The organism is Azohydromonas australica DSM 1124 (genome assembly GCF_000430725.1).
Taxonomy (GTDB): Bacteria; Pseudomonadota; Gammaproteobacteria; order Burkholderiales; family Burkholderiaceae_C; genus Azohydromonas; species Azohydromonas australica.
The window spans coordinates 1-2,644 of record NZ_AUMO01000156.1 but is presented as its reverse complement, the minus strand read 5'-3'; the positions used below and the strand labels follow the sequence as shown (position 1 = coordinate 2,644).

Genomic DNA, 2,644 nt, shown 5'->3' with positions numbered 1-2,644 from the left:
CGCTTCCCCACCTGGGGCTACGACGGCGGCCTGCGCCTGCTCACGATGCTGCTCGACGAGTTCTTCGAAACCCTCGACGCCAACACCATCGTCCCGGGCAAGACTGACTACAGCTACGACATCATCCGCTGATCCAGCGCTGCATCCTCCTGGCCTGCACCAGCGGGAGAAGAGCAGGGGAGAGGAAGGCTGCTCGCCTCTCCCCGACCCTCGCCTGCCGCCACGCGGCGGCGAGGACAAGATTCAAAAGGCGTCGGGCCGGCCATGACGAGCCTGGCGCCCAGTCCGTGATTCCGTGAGAGAGGTTGCGATGACACCCGTGCATGTCAAGACCACGCTCGATGGCCGCAAGGTCGAAGTGATCGGACGCTACGTCTGCCTGGATGGCCAGCCTGAGAGCGACGCCCTGGTCGTCATCGAGGAACATCCGAACCGCCAGGCGATCCTGCAGGCGGTGCCCAAGGCCACGCACGTGGCCGGCCGCATTCCGCTGACCATGGCTGAGGCCTCCGTGGCGCAGGCTGCGCTGCGCCGCGCCAACGACCAGTTCGACGGCTCCCAGCACGCCATCAACGAACGGCTGCGCAAGGGCGCATGGCAGAAGGTCTTCGCCGAGGGCGCCGAGTGAAAGCAGCCCTGCACGACCGCCCAAGCGCTCTCGTGCAGGCCGGCAAGCACAACCTGGAGGCCTGGCCATGATTTTCGTTCTTGAGATTCCCAAGCAGGCCGAGCCCCGGTGCTGGTTTGCTTACGACGGCGGCGACCTGCTGCGCAAGGTGGCGGCGGAAGATCCGCTGCAGGCGTGGGAGATTCACGACTGCGCGAGCCCGCGCGAGCTGCTGGACATGTTCGATGCCACGCCCGAGATGCCGGGCGTGAACGAGAAGTTCCCCGGCATCTGCGCGATGGGCGAGGAGTACGGCTGGGACACGCCGCTGTACCGCGCCGACCATCTGCAGGAGCCCGGCACCTACCGCGAAGTGCCGGTGACGCCGGAGCAGGCCAGCGAGGCCGCCCTGCGCGCCCGCGGCGATTTCCGCGTCTACTGGAGCGAGTCGGAAGCCACCGCGGCTTTCGAGCGGGCGGAAGACCCGACCTGGGCCGGCTCCGGCTGGCGTGCGCGCTGGGCGCTGCGCGCGCAACTGATTGCCACGGAAGTGCTGGCAGACGATCTCTGAGATCGCCGAGCACGGCGCGAAGCGCTCACGTCACCTCGCGCGTTCGCGCATACACCCACACGTCGCGCGGCGCCTCGCTCACGTTGGGGTGCAACGTGTGCGCCTTCAACAGTCCTTCGCAGCGAAGCCCCTGCGCCTGCAGCAGCCGGGCCGATGGGGCGTTGTCCACGTCGCACAAGGCATCCACCCGCCAGAGCGCGGGCTGCGTGAAGGCATGGTCCAGCACCGCGGTGACGGCCTCGCGCATCAGGCCCCGGCCCTGGTGCGAGCGCCCCAGCAGGTAGCCCAGGCGCCAGTGGAACACCGGCGGGTCGAAGGACTGTGCCACCAGCTGAACCTGGCCGATGGGCCCGTCGTCGCCATGCACCAGCAGCCAGGTGCAGGCGCTGCGCTTGAGCCAACGGGCGCTGTCCCAGTCCAGCATGCGGCGGGTGGCGCCGGCGTCGCCATGCGCCCGCCACCCGAGGTAGCGCAGCACCTCGGCATCCCGCGCCCAGCGATTGAACACCAGCGCCGCGTCACCCGGCCGGGGGTCGCGCAGCAGCAGCCGCGGCGTGCGCAGCTCGCGCGCCAGGGACACGACCGAGGTGCTCACCTTGCGCCGCGGGCAGCGTCGGCCGCCTGCAGCAGCGAGGCCGTGACCTCGCTGCCCGTCTGCGCCAGCGGATCCAGCTCGTGCAGTTTGGCCAGCAGCTCGCGCGCGACCTCGGGCCGCTCGCTGCGCAGGTGAATGAAGGACAGCGCCTTGAGCGTGAAGAGCCAGAAGCGCTGCGGCCCGTCCTGGCTGAAGCACACATGCGGCGCGGGCACGACGGCGCGCCAGTCCTTGTCCAGCCCGCCCAGCCGCGCCGCCTCCTGCAGCCCGCGCCAGGCCGCGCGTTCGGCCAGCTCGAACTCGCGCCGCCCGGCGTGGTGCTTGTACAGCGCGTAGTAGATCGCCAGGCAGGCCGGCGACAGCGCCTGCGCTGTCCACAGCAGCGCGGCGCGCTCGCCGGCAGCAGCCTCGGCCGCTTGGTGCAGCAGCTCCCGCACCGGGGCCGGGACCTCGCCCCCAAAGAACTCGTCGGAAGCATTGCCGGTGAAAAGGTTCATCGTCGTGCGCTTGTCCGTTGTGGCAGTCGCCGCCTGCATGCACGTGCAGTGCCAGCCGCCGCTCCAGGCCGCTGCCTGACGGTCCTGCGTCGCATAGGCGACAAAGCCGACAGGGCTGTCGTTGTTTGGCCCTGGTCAAAAGCTTTTCATCGCTCTTCCAGCACCCGGAAATGCCCGCGGCACGGGCGTTTTCCGTCTGAGCGTGGCTTGGCACGTTCCATGCGAAGGAGGGCGTGCAACAGATGTTGCGCTGGTGCGGATCAGAGGGAGAACCCGACAATGGCCAAGCACGCCAAGGAAAAGTTCGATGCGATCGTGGTGGGCGCGGGTGCCTCGGGCAACGCCGCGGCCTACACGATGGCCAAGGCAGGGCT

4 protein-coding genes are annotated in these 2,644 nt (G+C 69.3%); 2 read left to right on the top strand and 2 right to left on the bottom strand.

The genetic code is table 11. The features are described 5' to 3' along the window. Window positions 1-310 precede the first annotated feature (310 nt). Window positions 311-628: a hypothetical protein gene (locus H537_RS0118905; protein ID WP_028999076.1), complete on the top strand. Its 318-nt coding sequence runs from the start codon at window positions 311-313 to the stop codon at window positions 626-628. Between the two features lie 67 nt (window positions 629-695). Then, window positions 696-1,178 carry a hypothetical protein gene (locus H537_RS0118900; RefSeq protein ID WP_028999075.1) on the top strand — a complete coding sequence of 161 codons (483 nt, stop codon included), beginning with the start codon at window positions 696-698 and terminating at the stop codon, window positions 1,176-1,178. Window positions 1,179-1,203: 25 nt separating this feature from the next. Here the strand turns inward: H537_RS0118900 and H537_RS0118895 are convergent, their stop codons facing one another. Then, entirely contained in the window at window positions 1,204-1,773 is a 570-nt protein-coding gene (locus H537_RS0118895) for a GNAT family N-acetyltransferase (RefSeq protein ID WP_051242986.1), read from the bottom strand. After that, on the bottom strand, window positions 1,770-2,270 hold the full coding sequence (locus H537_RS0118890) for a hypothetical protein (protein ID WP_028999073.1): 501 nt from the start codon (window positions 2,268-2,270) through the stop codon (window positions 1,770-1,772). The genes H537_RS0118895 and H537_RS0118890 overlap by 4 nt, the downstream gene beginning before the upstream one ends. Window positions 2,271-2,644: the final 374 nt, after the last annotated feature.